This window comes from Meiothermus sp. QL-1 (assembly GCF_003351145.1).
In the GTDB taxonomy this organism is placed as follows: domain Bacteria; phylum Deinococcota; class Deinococci; order Deinococcales; family Thermaceae; genus Meiothermus.
Map to the genome: position 1 here is coordinate 1 of NZ_QQSV01000026.1, position 1,647 is coordinate 1,647.

General features: G+C 68.3%; 2 protein-coding genes. Both read right to left on the minus strand.

The genetic code is table 11. The annotated features are described in order from the left end of the window. Nucleotides 1–1,040 (minus strand): phosphotransferase family protein (locus DV704_RS12070; RefSeq protein ID WP_147279608.1); only part of this gene is annotated, 1,040 nt, incomplete at its 3' end. 10 nt (nucleotides 1,041–1,050) lie between these two features. Then, nucleotides 1,051–1,647 (minus strand): acyl-CoA dehydrogenase family protein (locus DV704_RS12075; protein ID WP_255419456.1); only part of this gene is annotated, 597 nt, incomplete at its 5' end.

The window sequence follows — 1,647 nt, forward strand, 5'->3', positions numbered from 1 at the left end:
ACCTGGCCGGTGTCCAGCGCCCGGTCAATCATCTCCCCAATCTCGCGGATCAGATGAATCAGCCCCGCAAAACGCGAATCCTGGGTTAGGCCCCGCCGGTAGCGGGCATAAATTTGCTGCATGATAACCCCCACCTTGAACAGGCCGAACACGTAGTAAAAGAGAATACCCGTCACGTCCCGGCCCGTGCGCCGGGCGTAGGCCTCCACCAGCTCGGCCCGGCTGTAGTTGCCCGGCAGGTGGGTGAGCCCAAAGGCCTTGAGCCCGGGGGGATCGCTCTCCTCAACCCAGTAGGCGAGCGTGGTGCCCAGGTCCATCAGGGGGTCGCCCAGGGTGGCCATCTCCCAGTCCAGCACCGCCACCACCCGCGATAGGTCGGGGGCAAACATCAGGTTGTCGTACTTGAAGTCGTTGTGGATGAGGGCTGCCCCCGAGGCCGAAGGCATGTGGGCGGCCAGCCAGGCCATGGCCCGCTCCATGCCGGGGATTTCCTCGGTGCGGGCCTTCTGGTAGCGCTCGCCCCAGCCCCGTACCTGCCGCTCCACATAGCCCTCGGGCCGGCCCAGCTCGCCCAGCCCCGCTTTCACGTAGTCCAGGCAGTGCAGCTCCACCAACGCCTCCAGCGCGGCCTCGCAAACCCCCCGCATCCGGGCCGGGGTCATGCCCTCCGGCGGTTGGTTGCGCAGGATGACCCCGTGCAGCCTTTCCATCACGTAAAAAGGAGCCCCCAGTACGCTTTCGTCCTCGCAGTACAGGAGGGGCCTCGGCACCTTGGGGTAGACCGGCCTCAGGACCTTCAGGATGCGGTACTCCCGGCCCATATCGTGGGCGGTCTTGATGTTGGCCCCAAAGGGCGGGCGGCGCAGCACCAGCTCCTGCTCGCCCAGGCGAAGCAGGTAGGTGAGGTTGGAGAAGCCGCGGGGGAACTGCAAGACCTCCAGCTCCCCCGAAGCCCCGGGCAGGTGCTCCAGCAGGTAGGCCCGGAGGGCTTCCAGGTTGAGCTCCTCCCCCTGGCGAACCGGCGCGGGCTGGTCGAGCACGGCCTTCCTCCTAGAGCGAAACCTCCACCCCGTACGGCCTGAGCAAAGCCCGGGCCACCACGGTCTTGTGCACCTCGTCGGCCCCGTCGTAGATGCGGGCGGCCCGCTCGTGGCGGTAGAAGTAGGCGAGCGGGGTGTCGTCGGACATACCCAGCCCGCCGTGCACCTGGATGGCCCGGTCCAGGACCCGCTGCAGCACCCCGGCCACGAAGTACTTGATGACCGATATCTCCACCCGGGCCTGCTCGGCCCCCTGCTTTTCCACCTTCTCAGCGGCATCCAGCACCATGAGCCGGGCCGCGTGCACCTCGGCCTGCGACTCGGCGATCAGGTGTTGCACGGCCTGGCGCAAGGCCAGGGGTTTGCCAGGGGCAAGCTCGCGCCGGGCCGCGTGGGCGCAGGTGAGCTCCAGGGCCCGCTGGGCGATGCCCACCCAGCGCATGCAGTGGTGGATGCGCCCGGGTCCCAGCCGCTCCTGGGCGATAGCAAAGCCCCTGCCGCGCTCTCCCAGCAGGTTTTCCCTGGGCACGCGCACCCCCTCCAGGCGCAGCTCGGCGTGGCTGGCCCACTCCTCCCCCACCTCGCCCATGACCGGAATCTTGCGCAC